The sequence below is a fragment of the Pseudomonas sp. REP124 genome (assembly GCF_020164475.1).
Taxonomy (GTDB): Bacteria; Pseudomonadota; Gammaproteobacteria; order Pseudomonadales; family Pseudomonadaceae; genus Aquipseudomonas.
In genome coordinates, this window is the sequence record NZ_JAIQWX010000002.1 from 12,176 (window position 1) to 36,865 (window position 24,690).

A 24,690-nucleotide genomic window follows, 5' to 3' on the forward strand; every position below is an offset into this window, starting at 1 on the left:
AAAGTCGGGCTCGCCCGTTGCATGGCACTTTGCACCCGCAGCAGCTGTCGTCCCGTTACGAGGATGGCGGGTTTCGCCGATTTGGCATGACGCGAGGGGTCCCGACATGAAACGCGCAAAACCGCAGTCCACATCAACCCGCTATGCACGAAGGTCCGGAGCGACTTGCGCAGCGATTCTCATCACCCTCGCCACGGCCAACGCCTCCCCTCTCGACGATGAAAGCCAGCCACCGCCAACGGACCCCTCGGCCTACTACAACCCACCCGCCAATGCGGTAGATGCAGCCGCAGCACTGGACGCCATCAACACTTATCCGGACGCCAACCAGGGCTCGATCGCCCTGCCCAACGGCGCGTACGGCACCCGCAAAACACCAACCACCGAAAACGTGCTGCCGCCCAGCCTGCAGACCTCGTTCAACTACCCCACCAACGGCAAGCCCAGCCCGTTGTTCGGGGCGCAGCCCTATACCCAGCAACTGCTGCTGTTCGAGGAGTTCGGTACGGAAAAACTCGACCCGACCCTGCCGGCGCCACCGCTGACCTTCCCGGTACCCACCGTCGGCCCGGCACCGCAGCAGGACCCGGAAAGCATCGCCCGTAGCGGCCCGTCCAGCACCGCGCTGGAAGCCTTCATGAAACAGCCCGGCCTTTACCCGTTTCCTACGCAGTACGCCAACTCCCTGGATCGCAATCCCTGGAAGAGCCAGATCGAAGCCTTCCTCAACCGCCATCCGGTGGGCTCGCCCGCCGAGGGTCGTCCGCCAGGAAAGGGCTGGTCGCATCAGCGCTGGAACGAGTTCTACCCGCAGGTCGCCTTCAAGACCGTGCAGGCCGGCGCCAAGCTCAACGGCGGCATGCGTGACCGCAGGCAGATGCACAACTATGCCGTGGGTGAGTTTGCCGCCAACGGCCTCTACTATCAGACATCGGACGTTCCGACGACCAAAGGCACGACCAAGGGCATCGACACCCGCTTCCACCCCAATATGCCGATCCAGAGCCACAAGGCACTGTGGACCTTCGACGGCACCTTCCCGCCGAAATTGTTGATGGTGCGCTACGGCCAGCCAGTGCTGATGCGCCACTACAACGCCCTGCCGCTCGACCCTGCCGCCAACATGGGCTTTGGCTTGCACACCATCAGCACACACGAACACAACGGCCACAACCCGGCGGAGAGCGACGGCTACACCAACGCGTTCTTCTTCCCGGGCCAGTACTACGATTACCGTTGGCCGATGCAACTGGCCGGCTACGACACCATCAACACCCGGGCCGAAGATCCGCGCGCGGCGTTTCCCTGCGCACCGGGCGAAACCCTGTTCGTCAACGACGCCACGCCGGGTATCAAGACCTGCCAGAACGGCACGATCAAAATCCGCGGCGACTGGCGTGAAACCATGAGCACCCACTGGTTCCACGACCACATGCTCGATTTCACCGCGCAAAACGTCTACAAGGGCAACGCGGTGATGATGAACTACTACAGCGCCATGGATCGCGGCAACGAAGCGCTCGAGGACGGTGTCAACCTGCGCCTGCCCAGTGGCTCGGCTTTGCCATGGGGCAACCGTGACTACGACGTCAACCTGATGATCGCCGACAAGGCTTGGGACAAGAACGGCCAGCTGTGGTTTAACCCGTTCAACACCGACGGCTTCCTGGGCGACCAGATCCTGGTCAACTGGCAGTACCAACCCACCCTGAAAGTGCGCGCGCGCAGTTATCGCTTTCGCATTCTCAACGGCTCGGTGTCGCGCTACTTCAGGATCGCCCTGGTGCGTGAAGTCGCCGGTAACGGCGGCGAATACCCAGGTCCTGCGGGCTCCAATCTGTCCTACACCCGGGTGCCGTTCCACATGATCGGCAACGACGGCAACATCATGGAACACGCCGTGCCTTTCGACGGCAGCATGGACCTGGACGGCGATGGCGACCTGCAGAACCACAACGCGATCCTGCCGACCCAAGGCATCGCCGAGCGCTTCGACATCATCGTCAACTTCGCGAAAAACGGGATCAAGACCGGCGACAAGCTGTACTTCGTCAACCTGATGGAACACCAGACCGGCAAGGGGCCGGAAGACGAACCGCTGAAACTGGCCGACGTGCTGTCCGAGAAGTACAAGGCAGTGATCAAGCTCGGCAGCAAGGGCCAGGAATGGGACAAGGGTGATCCGGTGGTCGGCAAATTCCTGCAAATGGTGGTGCAGCCTTACAGCGGCACCGACGTGAGCATGAACCCGGCCGATTACGAGCCGGCCAAACCCGGCAAGCCGGCAGGCAAAACCATGATCCCGCTGACCCTCAACCGTGACGATCCGACCGTCCAGGCCAAGCTCAAACTGGCCAGGCATCGCGAGTTCCTGTTTGGCCGCTCCGATGGCACCGACGAAGAGCCATGGACCATCAAGACCGACGGCGGTTTCGGCTACGCCATGGACCCACGCCGGCTCACTGCGGCTGCCCAGTTGTCCACCGGACCGACCGATGGCGGCTACAGCGGCGACGGCACCCTGGAAGTGTGGAAGATCAAGAACGGCGGCAACGGCTGGAACCACCCGGTTCACGTGCACTTCGAGGAAGGCATCGTCCTCAGCCGCGACGGCAAGGCGCCACCGGAATGGGAAAAATGGGCACGCAAGGACGTGTATCGAATCGGTGAGGGCATCGACAGCTCGGTCGATGTGGATATCGCGATCCGCTTCCGCGAATTCGCCGGGACCTACATGGAGCACTGTCACAACACCCAGCATGAAGACACCTCGATGTTGCTGCGCTGGGATATCGAGCGTCCGGGACAGTTCCAGTTGATGCCAACACCGCTGCCTGGCTGGGACGGTGTCACCTACGTCGCCACCGCCGCACTGCCAACCTTCCGCACCGGTGGCGACGGTAAAGACGATGATGACAACAACAAAAAACCCGTGGCCAACCCGGACAGCGCCACCAGCAAGAACGGCCAAGCGGTGACCATCAACGTGCTGGCCAACGACACCGATCCGGACGGCAACGTGCCGCTCAAGGTGGTGGGCCTGAATCAGCCGGACTCCGGCAAGGGCACGGTCACCACCGACGGTACCCGTGTGATCTACACGCCACCGGCCACCGCCCCCGGACCGTTCACCGCGACCTTCACCTATCAGGCCAGTGACGCCAAGGATGCCGTCTCGGAACCGGCGACCGTCTCGGTGGCGGTAACGCCAGCGCCGACGGTCAACGAAGACCTGGTGGTGAGCAGCGCTTCGGTCACGGTGCGCAGCAACAGCCGCTACACCTACGACCTGTCAGGGACTACGTCGCGGGGTTCGGGCAATACGATCATGGTGACGGTGACGACGATCGCAGGCCCGCTCAATCTCGGCGCCGCCACCCTCACGCCAACCGGCACCGGGGCTCGCTGGAAATTGACGGTCAACCTCAATGGTGCCGGCCCATCAGCGAGTCCGACCGCGACTATCACCTCGGGCTACGGCAAGACGGTGACCGCGCCAATCTCCGTGCGCTGATGTGAGTTCGAATGACGCCCGGTCCATGCAAGTGGATCGGGCGTTGAGATTTTTACTGGCGCCTTCGCGGGCAAGCCCGCTCCCACAGGATTTGTGTTTGAACACATGATTTTTGAACGGCACGGACCACTGTGGGAGCAAGCCGATTCGCGATAGCCTCACCCTGGCCTACAAACCCTTCACTCCGCAATCAGGTGATTTTTTTCACCGGGCGGTAGGTGCCAGTCAGGAAAATGTCCACCGGATTTTTCGGGCGATAGTTTCCGATCGTGGCGACTCGCTGCTGCACGCTGTCATCGAAGCACTCCTGGCCAAACGGTGTCTTGCCGATCGGGCGGAAATAACGCGCATTCAAGAGCCGGTAAGTGCCGCCAAGAAAACTTTCATACGAGTCGGTGATGTCGGCCAACACTTTGGGCGGCGGGGGAATTTTGTTCGGGTCCAGCTCCAGCCCGCAGGTTGCCGCTTTGTCCGCCATCCAGCGCAGCGGCACATCCGACAGATCATTGTTGGCATAGCCGCCGCCAACATTGGCGTGGGCACCGCAGAACCACACCTGTTCCATCACCTGATTGGGCTTGGCGATCGGGTCCCACAGGGTGCACTCGTAGTTGGCCCGGTTCTCGTCGATGGCAACGGCATGGAAGGCATTGCGCACAATGCCGCTGAGTTCGGTGTCGTGAAACTCATAGAACGTGTGGTTGAACCATTCGGCGGATTTGAAGGGAATGCCCAGCGCGCCGACCGTGTCCCAGACGCCCAGAAAATGAATGCCAATCTCCTTCGAGTAACGCTGGCGAAAGAACCTGGCGTTTTCCGTATCCGCGCTTGAATCCCGAGTGCGATACAGGCTGTAGGCTTCATCGATGTGCTTGACGTTTTTCCTGGTCAGCAGCCCGACATTTCGAATCAACCCCACCAAGCTGCGGGCCGAATAGGCTCCACGACTGAAACCGATGACGAAAACCTCGTCCCCGTCTTCATGAATTTTGGCCAGTTCCAGATAGCCTTGCTTGATGCGTTTCGACAAACCGACCCCAAAGGCGCCGCCTTCCAGCTTGTCGTACCAGTCAGTGCCCACCCCCGGAACATAAATGGTCTTTTGCACCGTGCCGTCGGTGTGTTTGGGCAACACGGCTTCCTGCAACTTGACGACATTGGTACTGGAATCGCCGTCTATTTCCGGCGCCTGATCAGGCAAATTCCAGGTTCCATCGAACGCGACCAGGATTTTCTTCGGCATCTTGTTCTCCCTGTGATATTTGACCGTTCACTGGCGAACGCTAACGCTGCGGCGCCACCATTCGAAACTGGATATTGATATCGTTGGAAACAACACTGTCGGCCCACTCGCCTTCACCGATCTTGAAGTCGTTACGCTTGACCGTCAGCTCGCCGGCGAAGATACCGACACCGCCCTCGGCCTTGAGCAACACGGGCACGTCCACTTTTCGCGTCTGCCCTCTGAGGGTGAGGTTGCCGGTGATTGTGTAGCGGTTATTGCCCAGATCCTTGACGCGAGTCGATTCAAAGACCGCCTGCGGATAAGAGGCCGTATCGAACCAGGCTGGCTTGGGCAGTTCGGTTTTGGCGTCTTCGCTCTCGACATTGATGCTGGCCAGTTCGATGGTCAGTTTGGCGTGGGCCGCATCGGGGTGAGCGGTGTCGAAGTCCAGGTCGCCTTGAAATTTGTCGAAGGTGCCGTAGACCCTCGAACCCATCTGGCTGTAGGTGAAGCTGATGGTGCTGGCCGTGGGGTTCACGTCGATGTATTCGGCGGCGTGAGCGCCGGCGACAGCATCGAGCGCAACGATAGCGACCACTGCGAAGAAACGCGGGAATCGAGGGTTCATGGAACACTCCGGGCCCGGACGCCCTGATAGGTGAAGTGTCGAACACAGCCATGCCAGCAACAGGAGGACTAAAGCAAAGATCGGCTGTTTATGCCAGTGAACATTGCGCTCACTCAGCGCTGGCTGGCACTCGCCTCGCGCTGCCACGCCCGTTGCAACAGATCGATTACTTCCCTGTCCGAGGTCTGGGAGAAATCCACGTACCAGTGCCCGATCGAGGTGAACCAGTCCGGGTACAGCGGGCAGACCAGCTCGTCCACTTCCCTGCGCAGCGTCTCGGCCGTTTCGATCGGCGCCACAGGCACGGCGACCACGATGCGCGCCGGCGCCTGCGTACGCACCGCGCGGATCGCCGCCTTCATCGAGGCGCCGGTGGCCAGACCGTCGTCGATCAGGACCACCACCTGCCCCTCCAGTTCAAGCGGCGGGCGCGAGCCGCGATACACCTGTTCGCGTCGCAGCAGTTCCAGGCTTTCCCGGGCCACCACGGCATCGAACCCGGCCTTGTCGATCGGGTGCGCGCGCAGTGCCTCTTCATTACGAATCAGGACGCCACCACTGGCAATCGCGCCCATGGCGTACTCCGGGCGGGACGGCACGCCGAGTTTGCGCACCAGCATCAGGTCGAGCCGAACACCCAGCGCCGCAGCCACTTCATAAGCCACCGGCACCCCGCCGCGGGGTAAGGCGAGGAGAATCACATCGGAGCGATGGGCGTATGGTCGCAGCAGCTCGACCAGACGCCGACCGGCGTCGGAGCGGTCCTGCAGGATGGAATGGGACAAGGGGTTCATGGAAACCTCCCCAGGCGATCAGGCCTGTCGGTTGACACCTTCCCCAATTTTGCTCCGACTGCAGAAAAACCACACCCTCCACCGCCGAGTCTTTGTAGGAGCGAGCATGCTCGCGATGAACGTGAGAACACCGCGGGGCATCAGGCAGCCAGCGTCATCGTTGACGACCATCGCGAGCAAGCTCGCTCCTACAATTGAACCGGGTGCACCCGCAAAAGTCAGGTCGGCTGCCAGACCGCCTTCGCGGGCAAGCCTCGCTCCTGCACCCCGATTTCTACTTCCCCACATGCCGCCCAAGGAAGTCCGCCACCAACCCGGCAATCTCCCCAGGCTTCTCATCCAGCGCAAAATGCCCGGCATCCAGCACATGCACCTGCGCCTTCGGCAGATCCCGCTGGTACGCCGCCGCTTCGGCCACATCAAAAGAGGGATCGAACCGGCCCCACACCACCAGCGTCGGCGGTTGATGTTCGCGCAGCCAGGCCTGCCACTTCGGATAACTGGCCACGTTGTTGCGATAGTCGTAGAACAGGTCGCTCTGGATATCCGCCTGCCCCGGCTGGTTCAGGAAATTGAATTCGTCGGTCCACAGATCCGGATTGAACACCTCGATATCCGGATTGCGCCCAACATGCCGTTGCTTTGTCGTGGCCAGCGAGAAAAAGCTCGCCCGCAACCCCGCCTCGTTCGCCGCGCGATCGGCCCAGAACTCACGGCGCTTCTGCCACAACGGCCCCAAACCATCCTCGTGGGACACCGCGTTCTGCACGATCAGCGTCTGCAAACGCTCCGGATGGGCCAGCATCATCCGAAAACCCACCGGGCCGCCGTAGTCCTGCACATACAAAGAGTATTTGTTCAGGCCCAGGGCCTCGGTGAAATGCACCATGACACTGGCCAGATGATCGAAGGTATAGGCGAACGCCTTGGAATCCGGCGCATCGCTGTGACCAAAGCCCGGATAATCCGGCGCCACCAGATGGTACTGCTGCGCCAGGCGCGCCAACAGCGGATCGTACATGCGCGAAGAACTTGGAAAGCCGTGCAGCAGCAACAAGGTCGGCTTATCCGGCGACCCGGCTTCACGGTAGAAAATCGTCAGGTCATCGACCTTGATACTGCGGTAGGCGACAGACATCTGTACCTCCGAATGGCTGGCCATTTGACCAGCGTAGGCGGCATTGGAGAGTGACAGGCCCAGGGCGCAACCAAGCGCCAGGGCGGACAGTAATTTGTTCATCGAAAAAGCTCGGGTGGAAGGTAGAGGTCAACCTTGCCATCGCGATGTATCAGGCGATCCGGGCCTTTGTAATTGCCTGTATGTTCGGGGGCGATCTTACACAGCGATACACACCGAACTGTTTACACCAACCGCTCGATCTTCTGGTGCTTCCACACCAGCTTGTAATACAGCGTCTGCAGCACCAGCATCCCCAGATACGCCACCGGAAACGCCATCCACACCCCTTGCAGGCCGAACCGTGCATCCAGCAGATAAGCCACCGGCAGTTGCACGCCCACCACGCAGATGATCGAAATCATCACCGGCACCATCACCGTGCCACTGGCGCGCATGATGCCGCCGATGATCGCCTGGAAGCCGAACACCAGCAGGCTCCAGAGCATGATGTGCAGCAGATGATCGGCCATGCTCAGGGTCGATTCCTCGGTGAGGAACGAGCCCAGCAGCCAGTGCGACAGCAGATACCCCAACACCACCAGGCCACCGGTCAGGCACACGTTGATCAGCAAACCCGTGCGCAGAATCGCGCCGATGCGCTCGATGTGCCCTGCGCCGATTGCCTGGGCGCCGAGGATCGATGCGGTGATGGCAATCGACAGCGCCGGGAACTGCACGTAATTGACGATCTGCGTCACCGCACCATAAGCCGCCGTCGCCTGGGAACCGTGCTGGTTCACCAGCGCCAGAATTACCAGTTCCGACAGCGACAGCACCACCATCTGCAGGCCGGTGGGCAGGCCGATGCGCAACACCTTGCCGAGGATCGCCCAATCCAGCTTCATCGCCGCGAAGAACTCCCGGTCCGGCGCCATGGGATGGCCCTTGCGAATCAGCCGCCACGCCAGCCAACCCATCGCCGCCAGGTTGCCCGCCAACCCGGCAAACGCCGCGCTCTGAATCCCCAGCGGAGGAATGCCTAGCCAGCCGCGTATCAACGCCGGCGTCAGCGCCAGACCGATCACGGTCGACACCACCAGCGCCAGCAACGGCGACAGGGTGTCACTCACCCCGCGCAACAACTGCGTGAATAGCACGAACACCAGCAGCGACGGCATGAACCACAACATCACATGGGCATAGGCCACTGCATCGTCCAGCACATCAGCGGGCGTTCCCAGGCCCATCAAAGAAGGACGCGCAAAAATACTGCCCACCACCGCGGCTACCAACCCAATCAGCACCCCCAACATCAAGGTTGCGCCAGCAATCGCCTTGACCAGATGCGTTTCCCGCGCGCCCCACGCCTGCCCGATCAACACCCCCGCGCCCGCCCCCAGGCCTATGACCAGGGCGATGAAGAAGAAAATGATCGGAAACATGCCCGACACAGCCGCCAGCGCCTGGGTGCCGAGCATCTGACCGATGTAGATGCTGTTGACCGTGCCGGACATCGATTGCAGGAAGTTCGACAGGACCATCGGGGCGAGGAAAAGCAGGTATGTGTTCCAGAGGGGGCGTTGGGTGGGGGTTTGCATGGATAGAGGTCCATCTCGCCGGTTGGGATGCGGATTAGAGGATAGCTTCGGTGAGTTGGGGTTGGGGGGCAACGGGGAACTTTGGGGAGATGTTTATAATTCTGGGAGAGTGTGAAGGATCTGAGGGCTAATCGGGTTGTAATTTGATGCAGGTGATAGGGTGGCGCTTGCGAGCGCGGGTGAAGGGCTAAGTAAAAACGGGCGCCTTGGTGGCGCCCGTTTTGTCACAAGGTCTGAACCTGGACGGTACCCGCTTGTGACTCCGCGGCGATTTCATCAATTCGAGGCATTGCGCGGATCATCGTGTTTGTCGATGTACTCGATCCCCAGCGGCCCGGTGCCGTAGACCTGGGAGATGTACTCGCCCGATCTGGCCCAATGAAAATGCGGGGTGTTGGCCGGAAGGATTACGACGCTGCCCGGACCATAGGCAACCAGTTTGTCCGGATCGAACACGGAACCGAAACCGATGTAGAACACGCCGGACATGACGGTGTAGATGCGGTTTTCCGGGTGGACATGGGGCATGAGCTTGATGCCGTTGGGGACTTTGACGCGTACTACGTAGGGTGCGGGTTTGCCGGGATCGCCGGCGATGACCGCGAGTTTTACTTCTTTGGGGAAGGCCGGAAAGCTGCGCCATTCCACATCTTCGTTGTGGATGGAGCCGGTTTTATCCAGTGGCAGGGGTTCCGCCTGGGCCAACGGGATGGTTGCGCTTGCGGCGAGGAATGCTGCCAATCCTGCCGCTTTAATCATGCTCTTGATCATTGAAGACACCTGCTCCGTCAAACTGTTTGGGTCACTGTATTTGCGAACGGTGTTGGTGATAACGGTGCGTGGGCGCATTACTGTTGATACGCAATGTAATCAATGGATTAACCGCATTCCCCTGTAGGAGCGAGCACGCTCGCGATGGTCGTCAACGATGACGTTGGGCACCTGACACCCCGCGGTGGCTTTGCCTCCATCGCGAGCAAGCTCGCTCCTACAGGGTATGGGTTATCACCGGGACCGGTGGTGTATCTGCGGCCCTATCAATCCCGTCGATGTTCACAATCACCTCAATGAAGTTCTCTTAAAAATCCTGCGGCGTAACATCTGCTCCATACCAAACACATTTCACCCGGAGCACACGATCATGAAACGCCAAACCATCCTCAGCATCGTTTTCTCGGTTTTCGCAGTGAACGCTTTTGCCGCTTCTTCCGCTCAACCTGTAGTCGCCGAAGGCGGCTCGGATCGGCTGATCGAGAGCCGTGTGGCTGAAGGTGGTTCCGACCGTCTGCAACAGAATCGTGTTGCCGAAGGTGGCGCTGATCGCCTGCTGGAAAAACGTAATGCAGTAGCTGCTGATGGTTCGGATCGTTTGAAAGGTAACGAGGTTGCTGCTGACGGTTCGGATCGTCTGAAAGGCAACACTGTCGCTGCCGATGGCTCTGACCGCCTGAAAGGCAACACCGTCGCCGCCGATGGCTCCGACCGCCTGAAAGGAAACACCGTTGCAGCCGATGGCTCTGACCGCCTGAAAGGCAACACTGTCGCCGCTGATGGCTCTGACCGCCTGCACGGCAACACCGTAGCAGCCGATGGTTCCGACCGCCTGCACGGTAACACCGTCGCCGCCGATGGCTCCGACCGCCTGAAAGGCAACACCGTTGCAGCCGATGGCTCCGACCGCCTGAAAGGCAACACCATCGCCTAAGCTCTTCGCCTCACCGCAACACCCGCAAAAAGCCCGGTCTGATCAGCCGGGCTTTTTCGTGTCCGCCCTCCTCCGAACGACCCTTGTCCTGCCAATCGGTGAGTCGAAACCGTCACCCCAAAAACCTGGTACCAGCAGAAACACATTGACATATCGGTAAATTCCGATATCGTCGCGCCATGGAAATGCTCGACGTATTCAAAGCCCTCTCGAACCGAACTCGCCTTGAAATCCTCAAAGGCTTGAAGGATCCCGCGAAAAACTTCCCTCCACAGGATGAAGGGGACGTTCTCACGGTGGGCGTGTGTGTCAGCAGTATTCAGGAAGGCGTCGGACTGTCGCAGTCCACGGTGTCCGATTATCTGGCGACGCTGCAACGAGCAGGCCTGGTGGAAGTCAGGCGCATCGGGCAGTGGACCTACTACAAGCGCAATGAAGCAGCCATCAGCGCCCTGGCCGAGCTCATCGGGAAGGAGCTTTAATTTTTCTTCACATCAATACATCGGCATTTCCCGATATCCCTTTTTAACGAAGCGAGGTTCTTCAATGACACCAATGACATAAAAACCACCGTAATTTTCCACCTCAATACATCGATAATTCCCGATATCCCTTTTTACCGAAGCGAGACTACTCAATGAAAGCGATGATCCTCAACTCATTCGGCGGCCCGGAATCGTTCGAGCTGCGCGACGTAGCCAAACCCGTGCCGCACGCCGGACAAGTTCTTGTGCGAGTACACGCAACCTCCATCAATCCGCTGGATTATCAGGTCCGACGTGGTGACTATCCCGACCTGGTGCCCCTCCCCGCCATTACCGGCCACGACGTCTCTGGCGTCGTCGAAGCCGTCGGCCCGGGCGTGACGGCCTTCGCACCGGGAGACGAAGTCTGGTACACCCCGCAAATATTCGAAGGTCCGGGCAGTTATGCCGAGTACCACGTTGCTGACCAGCGCATTGTCGCGAAGAAGCCTGCTTCTCTGAGCCATCTCGAGGCGGCCAGCCTGAGCCTGGTTGGCGGAACGGTGTGGGAAGCCCTGACGGTGCGTGCGGTGCTCAGGGTGGGAGAAAGCATTCTGGTGCACGGCGGCGCGGGTGGCGTCGGTCATGTGGCGATCCAGGTGGCGAAAGCCATGGGCGCCCGAGTCTTCACGACCGTGCGCGAAGCGAACGCCGAGTTCGCACGACGCATGGGCGCCGATGTGATCATCGACTACGAAAAGGAGGATTACGTCGACGCCGTCATGCGGGAAACCGACGGGCGCGGCGTCGATGTCGTGTTCGACACCATCGGCGGCAACACGCTCTCGCGCAGCCCCGACGCCCTCGCGCAACTGGGTCGAGTGGTCAGCATCGTCGACATTGCCCAGCCGCAAAACCTCGTCCAGGCCTGGGGCAAGAACGCGAGTTACCACTTCGTGTTCACCAGACAGAACCGCGGCAAGCTCGATGAACTGAGCACTCTGATAGAGCGCGGCCAGCTGCGGCCGCACGTGGGTGCCGTCTACTCCCTTGCCGACATTCCCCTCGCCCATGCCCACCTGGAAAGTCCCAACAATGGCCTGCAAGGGAAAATCGCGATTGCCGTCGTGCCCTCTGCTCAACAAGCACTTAACTGACCTGGAGAAAACGCCATGATTTACGAAATCGCTCTACTGCCCGTTCACAACCAGCATATCGAGGGGTTCAAACAGGCTTTTGCCGAGGTCGCGCCATTGCTCGTCCGTGCCAAGGGTTACCGCGGGCATTTGCTTGCGCAGGGCATTGAAACGCCCGGGCAATTCAATCTGATCGTGCGATGGGAATCACTCGAGGATCACACGCCGGGTTTCGAAGCGAGTGAGGATCATCGGGTGTTCATGATGGGTCTGCAGGATTTTTTTGCAGAAGAGCCGACGGTCTATCACGTTGAAGGACCGGCCTTCACCATCGGTGACAGCAGCGCCACGTAAACCATTGTAGGAGCGAGCTTGCTCGCGATGGACGGAGGGACGACGCAGGGTGTCAGGTGCCCAACGTCTTCGTTGACGACCATCGCGAGCAAGCTCGCTCCTACAGATTTTCGAACCTCGGATTTATGGCCACCACAGCTCCCACAATTGGATCGCATACATCCCAAAAAATCAGGCCGCCTGCGGACTAATTTCCACACACCTCGAACTTGAAATACTTCTCCTGCAAGCGCTTGCAAGTGCCATTGGCGTTAACCGCGGCGATCGCTGAATTGAACTGTTCCAGCATGGCCTTATCGCCCTTGCGCACCGCGATACCATTGCCTTCGCCAAAGTATTTCGGGTCATCGTAGTCAGGTCCGACCACGGTATAGCCCTTGCCCGCGTCGGTGTTGAGGAAGGCTTCATAAACGTTGACGATATCGGCCAGGCCCGCGTCCAGGCGGCCGGCCACCAGATCGAGGAACAGTTGACCCTGCGATCCGTAGCGCACGACTTCTATGCCATTTGGCGCAAAGACATCGGAGGCGAAGCGGTCGTTTGTGGTCCCTTGCTGGACCCCGACTTTTTTGCCTTTGAGGTCGACCAGCGGATCGTTGATGGCAACGCCGGACTTCATGACCAGCTTGGCCGGCATGCTCCGATAGTACTGCTGGGTGAAGTCCACGGATTTGAGGCGCTCGGATGTAATCAACATAGAAGAAAGAATGGCATCGATCTTCCTGACTTTAAGCGACGGAATAAGCCCGTCGAACTCCTGATCCACCCACACGCATTTGACCTTCATTTCTGCGCAGAGGGCATTGCCCATGTCGTAGTCGAAACCGGCAGTGCCGCCGTCGGTTGTTTTGTAGGAGAACGGTGGATAGCTCGGTTCAATGCCGATGCGCACGGTTTTTTGCTCTTCCGAGACTGCCAGTGTCGAAGTCAGGGCGAGCGCGAAGAGGCCGACCAACTTGATCATGCTCATGATTGAGTTACCTGTTTTTATTAGGATCAGTGAATGGATGAACATCCAGACGCGTCGAATCGCGGTCTCACTTGCAAAGGTTGTAGGCGCCGCCCTCCCCCCATGAAGCACCCAGCACATTCAGGATCATTCTGCCGGCGGTAATGCAGGTGATGCCGTTGCTGGCATCGAAACCCGGCGCCACTTCCACGACATCCATCCCCACCACCTTGCAATCGCGCGACACGGCCCGCAGCAGCGGTGCGATCTGATCGAACCGCAAGCCACCCGGCGAAGGCGCCAGAACGCCAGGCATGCCGGAAGGGTCCAGGCCATCGGCGTCGACGGTGATGTAGACGGCCGCGCCTTTGGGGATGGTCTCCAGCACCGGTCCGATTCCAGCGGCGTGAACCTGCTCCGCAGTGAAGATCCGCGATCCGTACGCCTGCGCCGCGGCAAATTCCTCACGCCGGGCGCTGCCCGTTCCGCGCATTCCGATCTGCGTCATCCCCGAAATCCATGGCTTTTCGCTGGCCCAGCGCAATGGACTGCTGTATCCGCGGCGCACGCCATTGACCTCGGCGCGCCAATCCAGATGGGCATCGATGTGCAGGATATGCACGGGGGTTTGCAGAACGGCCAGGGCATCCAACGCCGGAATCGTGACCCCATGATCACCGCCGAGAATGAACACCTGCGCGCCGTCGCCCCAGAGGCCGGCCAGCAACTCGGTCACCTGTGTGGCGTGTTCGTCGTAGCTGCCGTGGGTCCAGGGCATGTTGCCGTAGTCGACGCAGTGGGCCGGCAGCAGGCTGGACAGTTCTGCGCCCAGGTCGAAATCCCAATGCGCCTGGCCATCGCAGAACTGGCCCGATTGCCAGCGGATGGCATCCGGCGCGCGAGCCTGATCGTTGGGGTGCGGGTTGCCGGGATAAGGTTCGCTGTGGGGCAGCCCCAGCAACGCCACTTGGGTCGGCTGGGTCCGCGGGTTCGTTGCGACAGGCCAGTTCAGAAAAGGACGAACCGGCGCGTGGGTGGTGTGCATGGTCATGATTCGAATACTCCTGTTGAAGCCGTGGCGTGTGGTCCAGGCACATTGAGTAGACGGAATCGCGCGAGTATCCTCCAGCTAAATAAATTAGCCTGTCTTTAAAAAAACTAAATCAGAGGCAACATGCTCGACACTCGCGATTTGATGACATTTCTGGCGGTAATCGAGGAAGAGAGCTTCGAGGCGGCCGCCCGCGTGCTGCATGTCACGCCGGGCGCCGTGTCCCATCGGATCAAGCAGCTGGAGGAAAGTGTCGGGACATTGCTGGTCAAGCGACTGTTGCCGACCCAGGTCACCTCCGCCGGCGAAGTCGTCCTGCGCCTGGCGCAACAGGTGCGGATGCTGCAGATGGATACCCGGCAGGAGTTGAGCGAGGCCAACAGTGCGGTCAATGCCCGTCTCACCATTGCCCTGAACGATGACTCACTCTCGACCTGGTTTCTCGCGGCCATTCTTCCCGTGATCAGGGCCCATGACGTCTCGCTGGATTTGCGGATGGGCGATCACGAACACACCAATCAATTGCTGCGCGACGGCACCGCCATTGCCGCCATCACCACCGATCCAAAACCGGTCAGGGGCTGCGTCATCAAGGCGATCGGGGCCATGCGCTACAAGGCCGTGGCGACCCGGGAGTTTCAGCAGGAGTACTTTGCCCAGGGCTTCGATGAGCAGGGTCTGGAACGCGCCCCGACCATCCTTTTCGATCGCCAGGACACCATGACCGACCGCTTCTGCCGTCAGCTGTTCGGCCAGACATTCCAGATGCCGGTGCATTACATACCCAGCTCCCGCAGCCTGATCGACGCGGCAATCATGGGACTGGGCTGGTGCATGGCGCCGGAAAAACTGATCACGGAGGACTGCGCCAGTGGCCGCCTGGTAGAACTCGCTCCGGACCAGAGCCTGGACATCGAGTTGTTCTGGCAAGCCTTCAAGCTCAACACTCAGCTGCTCAAGGAACTCACCCAAAGCATCTCGATTTCAATCGATGCCGGTTAACCGGGACTGCCGGCAAGCCATTCGATCAACTCAAGGACTTCAGGCCGACTCCTGGTGCTTTCGCTGCAGACACAGTAGTAGTTGTGCAGCGCCGGCACGCTCAGGGTAAAAGGCTGGACCAGCCGGCCGTCGTCAAGGTCCCGGGCCGATACCACCTCATCACTCAGGGCGACGCCAAAACCGTCTTTCGCAGCTTCGAGCACCATGCCGAAGTCTTCGAAATGAACATCGGTGTATTCGCGGTCCTGACCACCGGCTTCAGTGAGCCAGCGCCGCCACTGTCGCCCGTCGTCTTCGTGGAGCAAGCGATGATGGGCAAGGTCGCTGACGTGACGCAGCGCCCGGTCTCCACGCAGAAGCTGGGGACTGCACACCGGCGTCAGGCGGATGCCGTGCAGAAGGCGCCACCAGTAACCCGATTCCGGAGGCGTTCCGTAAGACACGGCGAGGTCCGCTCTACGCCAGTCGATGACTCCGAAGCCGCTTTCAGTGATGACCTTGAGTTTGATGTGGCGGTTCTCATCCATGAACCTGAACAGGCGTGTCGTCAGCCAGCTGAGCCCATAACTGCCCGGAATGGACAGGGTCAGGTGCTTCACGTCGTCGGGTTTGATGTTCGCGCTTCGGAGGACCGATACCGCCCCGCCAATTTCCCTGATGGCGCTGGCCACATGCTTTTGCAGGACCCTTCCACTGTCGGTCAGCACCAATTGCCGCCCCTGCTTGACCAACAGTTCCACCCCCAGGCTGGCTTGCAGGGCTTTCAACTGCTGGCTCACGGCCCCGGCGGTGACATGCAGCTCATCCGCCGCCGCACTGATATTGCCCAGCCGCGCAACGCTCTCGAAAACCTTGAAACTGTGGAGGGGCGGTAAGCTCATCGGTAACGGCCTGATATTGATGGTCTGGCAGGTAATAACTGATCCCTTGAACCTCGTCAACGGCATGTTTGACGGGACCCCATAAGCAACTGTTTAGATTTTCTAAATATAAAAACCTCAATATTTCTCGATTGATTAACACTGGCACATTGGTTTGACTGAGGGCTCTACCACGAGGAAGTTTCACCCATGAAAACCAATAATAAAAAGCTGGCAGTTGCTCTGACCCTGATGGCGGCGTTTACTTTCAACGCCAGTGCAGAAGACACGCCAAAAGAGAACTCTGCTTTTGTCGTGCATAAACTAAGCGACAGTCTCTACGCCATTGGTGAACCAACTTATTACCAGGCCAACTATTCCTACCTGATTGTCGGCAACGACAAGGCCTTGATGCTGGACGCTGGCGCCAATCAAAAGGAAGACATCACCAAAATCGTCAAGTCGATTACCCAAAAACCCGTATCCGTTCTGCCGTCGCATTTGCACTTTGACCATATTGGTGGTCTGCACAACTTCGACAGTATCTATTTGCTCGATACCGAATTTACCCGTCAATTCAAGCAGAAAGACGGGCTCTATCACGTGCCCGAATCGGTTTACCTGGGTAACTTCGATAAATTCGTTCTCGAGCCGTTCAAGGTTTCACGACTGGTCAAACCCAATGATGTGATTGATCTGGGCGGTGTCGAACTGAAACTGCTCGGCACGCCTGGGCACACTCAGGATGAAGTGGCGCTTTATGATGAGAAGAACAATGTGCTGTTGTCGGGTGATCATCTTTATCCGTCATCGCTGTTTGTTGGCAACATGAAGGATTATGTGGATTCGGTGTCGGCAACGTTGAAGGTGATCAATAAGGACACGGCGATTTACGGTGCTCATGCGGGTACGGACCCAAAGCAGGTGCCGAAAATGACGTATGAAGAAATCGTGCTGATTCGCGACAAGATGCAGGCTGCGCAGGACAAGAGTGCAAAGCCTGAAGCGGTTCCAAGTTCCGATCTGGTTAAAAACGCGAATCTTTATAATGTCGACGACCAGGTCACGATACTGTCCGACATCGAATTCAAGGATGGTAGGAAATACGGATATTGATTGATGCATTTCTGTAGGAGCGAGCACGCTCGCGATGGTCGTCAACGATAACGTTGGGCACCTGACACCCCGCGGTGGCTGTGACTCCATCGCGAGCGTGCTCGCTCCTACAAGGGACGGGGTATCACCGGGACCAGTGATGTATCTGCGGCCCTATCAATCCCGTCGATGTTCACAATCACCTCAATGAAGTTCTCTAAAAAATCCTGCGGCGTAACATCTGCTCCATACCAAACACATTTCACCCGGAGCACACGATCATGAAACGCCAAACCATCCTCAGCATCGTTTTCTCGGTTTTCGCAGTTAACGCTTTTGCCGCTTCTTCTGTCCAACCTGTAGTCGCTGAAGGCGGCTCGGATCGGCTGATCGAAAGCCGTGTGGCTGAAGGTGGTTCCCACCGCCTGCAACAGAATCGTGTTGCCGAAGGTGGCGCTGATCGCCTGCTGGAAAAACGTGCAGTAGCTGCTGATGGTTCGGACCGTTTGAAAGGTAATGAGGTTGCAGCTGACGGTTCTGATCGTCTGAAAGGCAACACTGTTGCCGCCGATGGCTCTGATCGCCTCAAAGGCAACACTGTTGCCGCCGATGGCTCCGACCGCCTGAAAGGTAACACCGTCGCCGCTGATGGTTCCGACCGCCTGAAAGGCAACACTGTTGCCGCTGATGGCTCCGATCGCCTGAAAGGCAACACCATCGCCTAAGCTCTTCGCCTCACCGCTACACCCACAAAAAAGCCCGGTCTGATCAGCCGGGCTTTTTCGTGTCTGACTACATTCTCCCAATCAACACAACAACCCTGTGGGAGCGAGCATGCTCGCGATGGACGTCCACGATGACGCTGGCTGCCTGATAACCCGCGTTGTTCTGGCGTTCATCGCGAGCAGCTCGGCTCCTACAGGTCTTGGGAACATCTGTAGGAGCGAGGCTTGCCCGCTCCCACAATGGTTCTGGGAACATCCGGGTAATCAGGTCGGCTACCAGGCCGCCATCGCTGGCAAGCCAGCTCCCACAGGTTCTGTGGTGAACGATTACTCACCGACTGACAACATGCTCCAACACCACCTCCAGCGGGTGACGCAGCTGCACGTCCGCCTGACGCTTCACCTGGCTGCGGCACGAATAACCGGTGGCCAGCGCCTCCCCTTCCTTGTCCAGCTTGCCCGCCCAGGACTGGTTGAAGATGGTCCGCGAGGTTTCCTGGTTGCGGGCTTCGTGGCCGTAGGTGCCGGACATGCCGCAGCAGCCGGTGGCTTCGGTGACCAGTTTGAGGCCGATGCGGGTGAACAGTTTTTCCCATTGCGAGGTCGCGGCCGGGGCGTTGGTTTTTTCGGTGCAGTGGGCCATCAGGCGGTACGTTTGGGCCGCGGATTCCGGCATTTCAGGCAAGGCATCGATGAGCCATTCCTGGGGCAGCAGGACCTTCGGGCAGTCATCCAGGCCCGGGACTTTCTGGTACTCCTGGCGATAAACCAGGGTCATCGCCGGGTCGAGTCCCACCAGCGGCACACCACAATCGGCCAGGGCCTTGAGCTGGGTGCCGTTGCGGATCGCGGCCTTGGCGAAGGCGCCGAGGAAACCCTGGACGTGCAACGGTTTGCCGTTGGCGCTGTAAGGTGCGAGGAACACGCGATAGCCCAATTGATGCACCAGCTGGATGAAGTTCGCCAGCAACGGCGTTTCGAAGTACCGGGTGAAGGCGTCCTGCACCAGCACCACACTGCGCTCACGCTGGCTGGCGCTCAGTTCGCGCAGGGCCGGCACGCTGGCCACGGCGACTTTGCAGGCGGCCAGGGTGGTCTGCAGGTTGTGGCGGTGGATCAGCGGGCTGTCGACCATGCCGATCTGCTGCTCCAGCAGGCGCGTCACCCACTTCGAACCCATCACCGCGTTGTACAGGCCCGGGGCGCGGGCCAGGTAAGGGATGGTGAATTCCAGCGAGCCGATCAGGTAGTCGCGCATCGGGCGCTGATAACGGCCGTGGTACAGCTCGAGGAAACGCGAGCGGAAATCCGGCACGTTGACCTTGATCGGGCACTGTCCCGCGCAGGATTTGCAGGCCAGGCAGCCAGCCATCGCGTCATAGACTTCATGGGAGAAATCCGCCTCGCCCCGGGAACGGGACAGGTTGTTGCGCAGGCGCGCCGGCAACCCGCCCAGCCACGACAACTTGCCGCGCGCCGCCTGCAGCACATCGATATCCGCCGCGCCTTGCAGACGCAACCACTCGCGAATCAGCGACGCCCTGCCCTTCGGCGAATGCTGGCGTTCGCGGGTGGCTTTCCACGACGGGCACATCGCGTCGTTGGGGTCGTAGTTGTAGCAGGCACCGTTGCCATTGCAGTGCATGGCGGTGTCGAAGCTCTGCCAGACGCGCTCGTCGATCTGCCGATCGAGATCGCCGCGCATCGTCACTTCATTGACCTTGAGCAGGCCTTCGCCAGCGTCGGGCGGCGTGCAGATCTTGCCCGGGTTGAGCTGGTTGTGCGGGTCGAACGCGCCCTTGAGCGATTGCAGCGCCGGGTACAGTTCGCCGAAGAAATCGGGCACGTATTCCGAACGCAGGCCCTTGCCGTGCTCGCCCCACAGCAGCCCGCCGTAATGCCGGGTCAGTTCGGCCACCGCGTCGGAAATCGGCTTGACCAGCGCCGCCTGAGCCGGGTCTTTCATGTCCAGTGCCGGGCGCACGTGCAGCACGCCGGCATCGACGTGGCCGAACATGCCGTAGGCCAGGCCATAACCGTCGAGCAAGGCGCGGAATTCGGCGATGTAGTCGGCCAGGCGCTCAGGCGGAACCGCGGTGTCTTCGACGAACGGCTGCGGACGGATCTCGCCCTCGACGTTGCCCAACAGGCCCACCGAGCGTTTGCGCATGGTGTAGACACGGTTCACGGCGGCGGCGCCTTCGGCCAGGGTGTGGCCCAGGCGCTCGATGGTGGTGTCGGCCTGCAGGTGCTCGACAAAGGCTGCGACGCGAGCGTTCACTTCCGCCGCATCGTCACCGCAGAACTCCACCAGGTTGATGCCCAGGGTCGGACGCTCGGCGTCGCTTGGAAAATACTCGGCGACGCTGTGCCAGACGATGTCTTTCATCGCCAGCAACAGCACCTTGGAGTCCACGGTCTCGATCGACAGCGGCTTCTTCGCAAGCAGCGCATTGGCGTCGTGCAGCGCGTCCATGAAGCTGCTGTAGCGCACGTTCACCAGCACCGAATACTTGGGAATCGGCAGCACGTTGAGCTTGGCTTCGACGATGTAGCCTAGCGAACCTTCCGCACCACACAGCACGCTGTTGAGGTTGAAACGGCCCTGCTCGTCGCGCAGGTGCGCCAGGTCGTAACCGGTGAGGCAGCGATTGAGTTTGGGGAACACCGACTCGATCAGCTCGGCCTGGGTTTCCTGAATAGTGCGAGCCACCCGGTACACCTCGCCGCTGCGGCCGGGTTGCTCGCAGGCCACGTCCAGTTCGGCATCGGACAAGGGACGGGTGTGCAGGCGCTCGCCGCCGAGCAGCACGCTGTGCAGTTCCAGCACGTGGTCGCGGGTCTTGCCGTAGGTGCAACTGCCCTGGCCGCTGGCGTCGGTGTTGATCATGCCGCCGACGGTGGCGCGGTTCGAGGTCGACAGCTCAGGGGCGAAAAACAGCCCGTGAGGCTTGAGCGCGGCATTGAGCTGGTCCTTGACCACGCCCGCCTGCACCCGCACCCAGCGTTCTTCGACGTTGATTTCCAGAATGGTGTTCATGTGCCGTGACAGGTCGACCACGATACCGTCGGTCAGCGACTGGCCGTTGGTGCCGGTGCCGCCGCCGCGCGGGGTCAGTTTGATCTGGCGAAAACGCGGCTCGGCCATCAGCGTCGCGATGCGCGCGATGTCGTCCGCATCCAGGGGAAACACCGCCGCTTGCGGCAGACGCTGGTAGATCGAGTTGTCCGTCGCCAACACCGTACGGGTGGCGTAGTCGGCACTGATCTGGCCTTGAAAGCCGCTGGCGGCAAGGGCTTGCAGAAAATCCGGGTATTGGGCCGCGGGAGCGACGACGGGCAACCGAGCGATCATTGAAGACTGTTGGGTGGTCGATTTCATCATGGAAAACTCAATACTCTTGTCGCCAGAACATTAATGGGTCAGTCTCGGCCCGTCAGTTACACCAATGATCTCGCGGGCTCCGGCGTCAGACAACCGGAAATTCCTGCCGCTATCGATGAGTTTTATGAATGAATTACCGTCACCTCACGCCATCGATGTCGTTATTGCTGGCCTTCGAAGCCGCCGCCCGACATGAAAGCTATACCCGGGCGGCCACAGAGCTGTCGCTGACCCAGAGCGCCGTCAGTCGCCAGGTCCAGGCGCTGGAGCAGCAGCTGGGCCTGAGCCTGTTCCGCCGCGAAGGCCGGCAAGTGCAACTGACCGATGTCGGTCGCCTGTATCAGCGCGAGCTGAGCGAAGCCCTGGGACGCATTCGCAGCGCGACCTTGCAGGCCATGGCCTATCAATCCGGCCGGGGCACCCTGCGGCTGGCCACCCTGCCCACCTTCGGCTCGAAATGGTTGCTGCCACGCCTGCATGACTTCTACAAGACCCACCCCGGCATGCTGGTGCACATCAACTCGCGGATCGACGCCATCGACTTCGAAACCAGCGGCATCGACGCCGCCATCGTCGTCGGTGCCGCCGACCTGCCGGGGCTGATCAGCCATCGCCTGCACACCGAGGAACTGCTGGTGGTCATCTCCCCGGACACCGCGCAGCTGCACGACGACTGGACCCCGGAGCGCATCGGCAGCCAGACGCTGCTCAACGTCGCCAGCAACGCCAACGTCTGGGGCGAGTGGTTCAGCCACCACCACCTGCCCCATCGGATGATGCGCCTGGGGCCGAGCTTCGAACTCACCTCGCACCTGATCCAGGCTGTGCGCGCCGGCATCGGCATCGGCCTGGTGCCGCGCATTCTGGTGACCGACGAGCTGGCCGCCGGCGAGCTGATCAGCCTCGACCTGCCCTTCGCCAGCCAGCGCAGCTATTACCTGACGTACCCACCGCGCAACGAAATGCTGCCGTCGCTGATTGCGTTTCGGACGTGGTTGCTGGAGCAGATCTGAAGGGTTGTCTGGTGGGCGGGGATAAATCCCCTCACCACAATGTCTTCATTACCTGTTCAATCTCTTAACTGACTGACATTGGGGCAAGCCTCGCTCCGACGGGGTTTTGTGTGGGGATTGGTCTCTTGACACTTCGTGCAACGAATTCGCCATTCACTGACTATGCTCTGGCCCACGGGCACCGCGTGCCGGAGTGATACCCTGCGCGCCGCTCTGTCACCCATCACATGGAACGCTGGCCTATGAAACGACTTCACTCGCTCGCTCTGGCATCCCTGCTGGCCACTGCCAGCCTTGCAGCCCATGCAGAAGAAATCCCGCTGAACAGCGAAGCCTCCACAGAACATTTCCAGACCCGGGTCCTGGCGGTCGATTCGCCCAAGCATCAAGTCACCATCGAAGGCCTGGACAAGCGCCCGGTCCCCTTCCAGCTCACCGACCAGGCCAAGGCGCTGCACAACCTGAAAGTCGGCGACAAGGTCGATATTCGTGTCACCCGCTCCATCGATTACGTGCTGGACACCGACGTCGGTGGCGCGCCTGCGGTGAGCAACGACACCTGGACCAACCGCGCCTCCCCCGACAACCTGCCGGGCGGAGAGATGTATCGCACCATCAAGGTCACGCTGAAGGTCACCCGCGTCGACGTGACGAACAAGCAGGTGGTACTGCTGCATCCGGACGGAAACGAGCAAGTCGTCACCGTCGTCGACCCGAAAGTCGTGGCGCACCTGCAGGATTTACGCGCCGGCCAGACGGTCGAGGCCACTCAAACCGAAGTGCTGAAGGTTGAAACCTCCCGCTAGGAAATCGCTGAACCTGTAGGAGCGAGCAAGCTCGCGATGAACCCCGGAACACCGCGGGGCACCAGATTCCCCGCGTTATCGCAGACGACCACTGTAGGAGCCGAGCTTGCTCGCGATGCGCGCCAGGACACCGCGGGGCATCAGGTAGCCAGCGTTATCGTTGACCACCATCGCGAGCAAGCTCGGCTCCTACAGGGGAATGCGAGTTTGCTCCCAATGTACCCCGCATCACCGTTGACCCAAGGCCCCCGCTTGCAAGGGTGTTACTCTCCTGACCACTGCCCGCCTTGAGGAATCATTCCGTGCGCTACGACCTGACCACCCTCGCGCTGTTCATCACCGTCGCGCAGGAACGCAACCTCACCCGTGCCGCGCGCATTCATCATCTGGCTGTATCGGCGATCAGCAAGCGGCTTTCGGAGCTGGAATCGCAGATCGGCTCTGCCCTGCTATTGCGCAACGCGCGCGGCGTCGAGTTGACGCCGGCAGGCCAGTCGCTGCTGTTTTACGCCCGCCAGCTCAAGCAGACCATCGAGCAGCTCGACAGCGAGCTGGGGGATTTCTCCGCCGGGGTCAAAGGCCATATCCGCGTCCACGCGATCACCTCTGCCCTTTCCCAGTTTCTGCCCGACGACGTCGCGCGGTTCGTGGCGCTCTACCCGCAGATCAAATTCGATATCGAGGAGCGTGTCGGCTCGGCGGTGATTCGTGCGGTGTCTGATGGCAGCGCGGACCTGGGCATCATCGCCGCACAGACCGCCGCCCAGGGCCTGGAGACCCTGCCCTACCGCCAGGATGAGCTGACGCTGGTGGTCCCGGCGGGCCACGTACTGGCGGATCGAAAGTCCATCGCCTTCAAGGAAGTGCTGGAGCACGAACTGGTCGGACCGCACCTGGACAGCTCCATGCATTCACTGCTGACCAACGAGGCGGCAAAGCTGGGCATGACACCCAAGCTGAGAATCCGCATCAGCAGCTTCGACTGCATCTGCCGCATGGTCTCCACCGGCCTGGGGCTGGCGGTATTGCCCCGCAGTGTCGTAAGCCCCTACCAGCGCAGTCACAAGCTCAAGTCGGTGGCGCTGGCCGAGCCGTGGGCTCAGCGTTCGCTGTTGCTGGTTTTCAGGAAATACGACCTGGCGCCACCCACGGTGCGAACCCTGATCGATCATTTGAGGCAGGCACAACACTGAACGAGCGTTCTCCATAGGAGAACGCTGCTATGGTAATTGATCAATTTTCAGCACACAGGATTGCTCCTAGTAT

At 60.2% G+C, this 24,690-nt stretch carries 21 protein-coding genes; 11 read left to right on the forward strand and 10 right to left on the reverse strand.

Annotation, left to right across the window (positions count from 1 at the left end):
- The first annotated feature begins 106 nt into the window (after window positions 1-106).
- On the forward strand, window positions 107-3,514 hold the full coding sequence (locus tag K9857_RS00740; protein ID WP_224532998.1) for an Ig-like domain-containing protein: 3,408 nt from the start codon (window positions 107-109) through the stop codon (window positions 3,512-3,514).
- Window positions 3,515-3,704: 190 nt separating this feature from the next.
- On the opposite strand, the gene K9857_RS00745 is transcribed toward K9857_RS00740, so the two are convergent.
- From K9857_RS00745 to K9857_RS00770, 6 genes are all read right to left on the reverse strand, one after another.
- Window positions 3,705-4,757, reverse strand: a complete 1,053-nt coding sequence (locus tag K9857_RS00745; protein WP_224532999.1) for a DUF2235 domain-containing protein — start codon at window positions 4,755-4,757, stop codon at window positions 3,705-3,707.
- 40 nt (window positions 4,758-4,797) lie between these two features.
- The gene (locus tag K9857_RS00750; protein WP_224533000.1) at window positions 4,798-5,367 is read right to left on the reverse strand and encodes a YceI family protein; all 570 of its coding nucleotides are present in this window, start codon (window positions 5,365-5,367) and stop codon (window positions 4,798-4,800) included.
- A 113-nt stretch (window positions 5,368-5,480) separates the two neighbouring features.
- A complete protein-coding gene (locus K9857_RS00755) occupies window positions 5,481-6,161 on the reverse strand; it encodes a phosphoribosyltransferase (RefSeq protein WP_224533001.1) in 681 nt (226 codons plus the stop codon).
- Window positions 6,162-6,435: 274 nt separating this feature from the next.
- Window positions 6,436-7,401 carry an alpha/beta fold hydrolase gene (locus K9857_RS00760; RefSeq protein WP_224533002.1) on the reverse strand — a complete coding sequence of 322 codons (966 nt, stop codon included), beginning with the start codon at window positions 7,399-7,401 and terminating at the stop codon, window positions 6,436-6,438.
- A gap of 122 nt (window positions 7,402-7,523) precedes the next feature.
- A complete protein-coding gene (locus K9857_RS00765) occupies window positions 7,524-8,879 on the reverse strand; it encodes an MATE family efflux transporter (protein WP_224533003.1) in 1,356 nt (451 codons plus the stop codon).
- A gap of 276 nt (window positions 8,880-9,155) precedes the next feature.
- Window positions 9,156-9,650 carry a cupin domain-containing protein gene (locus K9857_RS00770; protein ID WP_224533004.1) on the reverse strand — a complete coding sequence of 165 codons (495 nt, stop codon included), beginning with the start codon at window positions 9,648-9,650 and terminating at the stop codon, window positions 9,156-9,158.
- 370 nt (window positions 9,651-10,020) lie between these two features.
- Here K9857_RS00770 and K9857_RS00775 point away from each other — a divergent pair, with 370 nt between their 5' ends.
- From K9857_RS00775 to K9857_RS00790, 4 genes are all read left to right on the forward strand, one after another.
- Window positions 10,021-10,584: a hypothetical protein gene (locus tag K9857_RS00775; RefSeq protein WP_224533005.1), complete on the forward strand. Its 564-nt coding sequence runs from the start codon at window positions 10,021-10,023 to the stop codon at window positions 10,582-10,584.
- Window positions 10,585-10,763: 179 nt separating this feature from the next.
- On the forward strand, window positions 10,764-11,066 hold the full coding sequence (locus K9857_RS00780; protein WP_175380466.1) for an ArsR/SmtB family transcription factor: 303 nt from the start codon (window positions 10,764-10,766) through the stop codon (window positions 11,064-11,066).
- A gap of 155 nt (window positions 11,067-11,221) precedes the next feature.
- Window positions 11,222-12,205, forward strand: coding sequence for a zinc-dependent alcohol dehydrogenase family protein (locus tag K9857_RS00785; protein WP_224533006.1), 984 nt, complete (start codon window positions 11,222-11,224; stop codon window positions 12,203-12,205).
- A 15-nt stretch (window positions 12,206-12,220) separates the two neighbouring features.
- A complete protein-coding gene (locus K9857_RS00790) occupies window positions 12,221-12,538 on the forward strand; it encodes an antibiotic biosynthesis monooxygenase family protein (protein ID WP_224533007.1) in 318 nt (105 codons plus the stop codon).
- 187 nt (window positions 12,539-12,725) lie between these two features.
- Here the strand turns inward: K9857_RS00790 and K9857_RS00795 are convergent, their stop codons facing one another.
- Complete coding sequence (locus K9857_RS00795) at window positions 12,726-13,508, reverse strand: ABC transporter substrate-binding protein (protein WP_224533008.1); 783 nt, start codon at window positions 13,506-13,508, stop codon at window positions 12,726-12,728.
- Window positions 13,509-13,575: 67 nt separating this feature from the next.
- Entirely contained in the window at window positions 13,576-14,538 is a 963-nt protein-coding gene (locus K9857_RS00800; protein WP_224533009.1) for an arginase family protein, read from the reverse strand.
- Between the two features lie 123 nt (window positions 14,539-14,661).
- Between K9857_RS00800 and K9857_RS00805 the strand changes: the two genes are divergently transcribed.
- On the forward strand, window positions 14,662-15,540 hold the full coding sequence (locus K9857_RS00805) for a LysR family transcriptional regulator ArgP (RefSeq protein WP_224533010.1): 879 nt from the start codon (window positions 14,662-14,664) through the stop codon (window positions 15,538-15,540).
- Here K9857_RS00805 and K9857_RS00810 read toward each other — a convergent pair.
- Window positions 15,537-16,421 carry a LysR substrate-binding domain-containing protein gene (locus K9857_RS00810; protein ID WP_224533011.1) on the reverse strand — a complete coding sequence of 295 codons (885 nt, stop codon included), beginning with the start codon at window positions 16,419-16,421 and terminating at the stop codon, window positions 15,537-15,539. The two genes, K9857_RS00805 and K9857_RS00810, sit on opposite strands and share 4 nt — an antisense overlap.
- Before the next feature lie 189 nt (window positions 16,422-16,610).
- On the opposite strand from K9857_RS00810, the gene K9857_RS00815 reads away from it, so the two are divergent.
- Window positions 16,611-17,516, forward strand: a complete 906-nt coding sequence (locus tag K9857_RS00815) for an MBL fold metallo-hydrolase (protein ID WP_224533012.1) — start codon at window positions 16,611-16,613, stop codon at window positions 17,514-17,516.
- A gap of 260 nt (window positions 17,517-17,776) precedes the next feature.
- A complete protein-coding gene (locus K9857_RS00820; RefSeq protein WP_224533013.1) occupies window positions 17,777-18,220 on the forward strand; it encodes a hypothetical protein in 444 nt (147 codons plus the stop codon).
- Window positions 18,221-18,551: 331 nt separating this feature from the next.
- Here K9857_RS00820 and K9857_RS00825 read toward each other — a convergent pair whose 3' ends face one another.
- Window positions 18,552-21,575, reverse strand: a complete 3,024-nt coding sequence (locus K9857_RS00825) for an FAD-binding and (Fe-S)-binding domain-containing protein (RefSeq protein ID WP_224533090.1) — start codon at window positions 21,573-21,575, stop codon at window positions 18,552-18,554.
- A gap of 158 nt (window positions 21,576-21,733) precedes the next feature.
- On the opposite strand from K9857_RS00825, the gene K9857_RS00830 reads away from it, so the two are divergent.
- From K9857_RS00830 to K9857_RS00840, 3 genes are all read left to right on the forward strand, one after another.
- Window positions 21,734-22,618 (forward strand): LysR substrate-binding domain-containing protein, encoded by an 885-nt coding sequence (locus tag K9857_RS00830; RefSeq protein WP_224533014.1) that lies wholly within the window; start codon window positions 21,734-21,736, stop codon window positions 22,616-22,618.
- Window positions 22,619-22,860: 242 nt separating this feature from the next.
- Window positions 22,861-23,424: a hypothetical protein gene (locus K9857_RS00835; protein WP_224533015.1), complete on the forward strand. Its 564-nt coding sequence runs from the start codon at window positions 22,861-22,863 to the stop codon at window positions 23,422-23,424.
- Window positions 23,425-23,726: 302 nt separating this feature from the next.
- The gene (locus K9857_RS00840; protein ID WP_224533016.1) at window positions 23,727-24,617 is read left to right on the forward strand and encodes a LysR family transcriptional regulator; all 891 of its coding nucleotides are present in this window, start codon (window positions 23,727-23,729) and stop codon (window positions 24,615-24,617) included.
- The last annotated feature ends 73 nt before the right edge of the window (window positions 24,618-24,690 follow it).

Excerpts from the sequence above, each read along its gene's own strand:
- K9857_RS00770 (WP_224533004.1), bottom strand. The coding sequence starts at position 9,650 with ATGATCAAGAGCATGATTAAAGCGGCAGGATTGGCAGCATTCCTCGCC.
- K9857_RS00755 (WP_224533001.1), bottom strand. The coding sequence starts at position 6,161 with ATGAACCCCTTGTCCCATTCCATCCTGCAGGACCGCTCCGACGCCGGT.
- K9857_RS00760 (WP_224533002.1), bottom strand. The coding sequence starts at position 7,401 with ATGAACAAATTACTGTCCGCCCTGGCGCTTGGTTGCGCCCTGGGCCTG.
- K9857_RS00805 (WP_224533010.1), top strand. The coding sequence starts at position 14,662 with ATGCTCGACACTCGCGATTTGATGACATTTCTGGCGGTAATCGAGGAA.
- K9857_RS00830 (WP_224533014.1), top strand. The coding sequence starts at position 21,734 with ATGAATTACCGTCACCTCACGCCATCGATGTCGTTATTGCTGGCCTTC.
- K9857_RS00745 (WP_224532999.1), bottom strand. The coding sequence starts at position 4,757 with ATGCCGAAGAAAATCCTGGTCGCGTTCGATGGAACCTGGAATTTGCCT.
- K9857_RS00800 (WP_224533009.1), bottom strand. The coding sequence starts at position 14,538 with ATGACCATGCACACCACCCACGCGCCGGTTCGTCCTTTTCTGAACTGG.
- K9857_RS00820 (WP_224533013.1), top strand. The coding sequence starts at position 17,777 with ATGAAACGCCAAACCATCCTCAGCATCGTTTTCTCGGTTTTCGCAGTT.
- K9857_RS00835 (WP_224533015.1), top strand. The coding sequence starts at position 22,861 with ATGAAACGACTTCACTCGCTCGCTCTGGCATCCCTGCTGGCCACTGCC.
- K9857_RS00795 (WP_224533008.1), bottom strand. The coding sequence starts at position 13,508 with ATGAGCATGATCAAGTTGGTCGGCCTCTTCGCGCTCGCCCTGACTTCG.
- K9857_RS00790 (WP_224533007.1), top strand. The coding sequence starts at position 12,221 with ATGATTTACGAAATCGCTCTACTGCCCGTTCACAACCAGCATATCGAG.
- K9857_RS00810 (WP_224533011.1), bottom strand. The coding sequence starts at position 16,421 with ATGAGCTTACCGCCCCTCCACAGTTTCAAGGTTTTCGAGAGCGTTGCG.
- K9857_RS00785 (WP_224533006.1), top strand. The coding sequence starts at position 11,222 with ATGAAAGCGATGATCCTCAACTCATTCGGCGGCCCGGAATCGTTCGAG.
- K9857_RS00740 (WP_224532998.1), top strand. The coding sequence starts at position 107 with ATGAAACGCGCAAAACCGCAGTCCACATCAACCCGCTATGCACGAAGG.
- K9857_RS00750 (WP_224533000.1), bottom strand. The coding sequence starts at position 5,367 with ATGAACCCTCGATTCCCGCGTTTCTTCGCAGTGGTCGCTATCGTTGCG.
- K9857_RS00815 (WP_224533012.1), top strand. The coding sequence starts at position 16,611 with ATGAAAACCAATAATAAAAAGCTGGCAGTTGCTCTGACCCTGATGGCG.
- K9857_RS00775 (WP_224533005.1), top strand. The coding sequence starts at position 10,021 with ATGAAACGCCAAACCATCCTCAGCATCGTTTTCTCGGTTTTCGCAGTG.
- K9857_RS00825 (WP_224533090.1), bottom strand. The coding sequence starts at position 21,575 with ATGATCGCTCGGTTGCCCGTCGTCGCTCCCGCGGCCCAATACCCGGAT.
- K9857_RS00765 (WP_224533003.1), bottom strand. The coding sequence starts at position 8,879 with ATGCAAACCCCCACCCAACGCCCCCTCTGGAACACATACCTGCTTTTC.
- K9857_RS00780 (WP_175380466.1), top strand. The coding sequence starts at position 10,764 with ATGGAAATGCTCGACGTATTCAAAGCCCTCTCGAACCGAACTCGCCTT.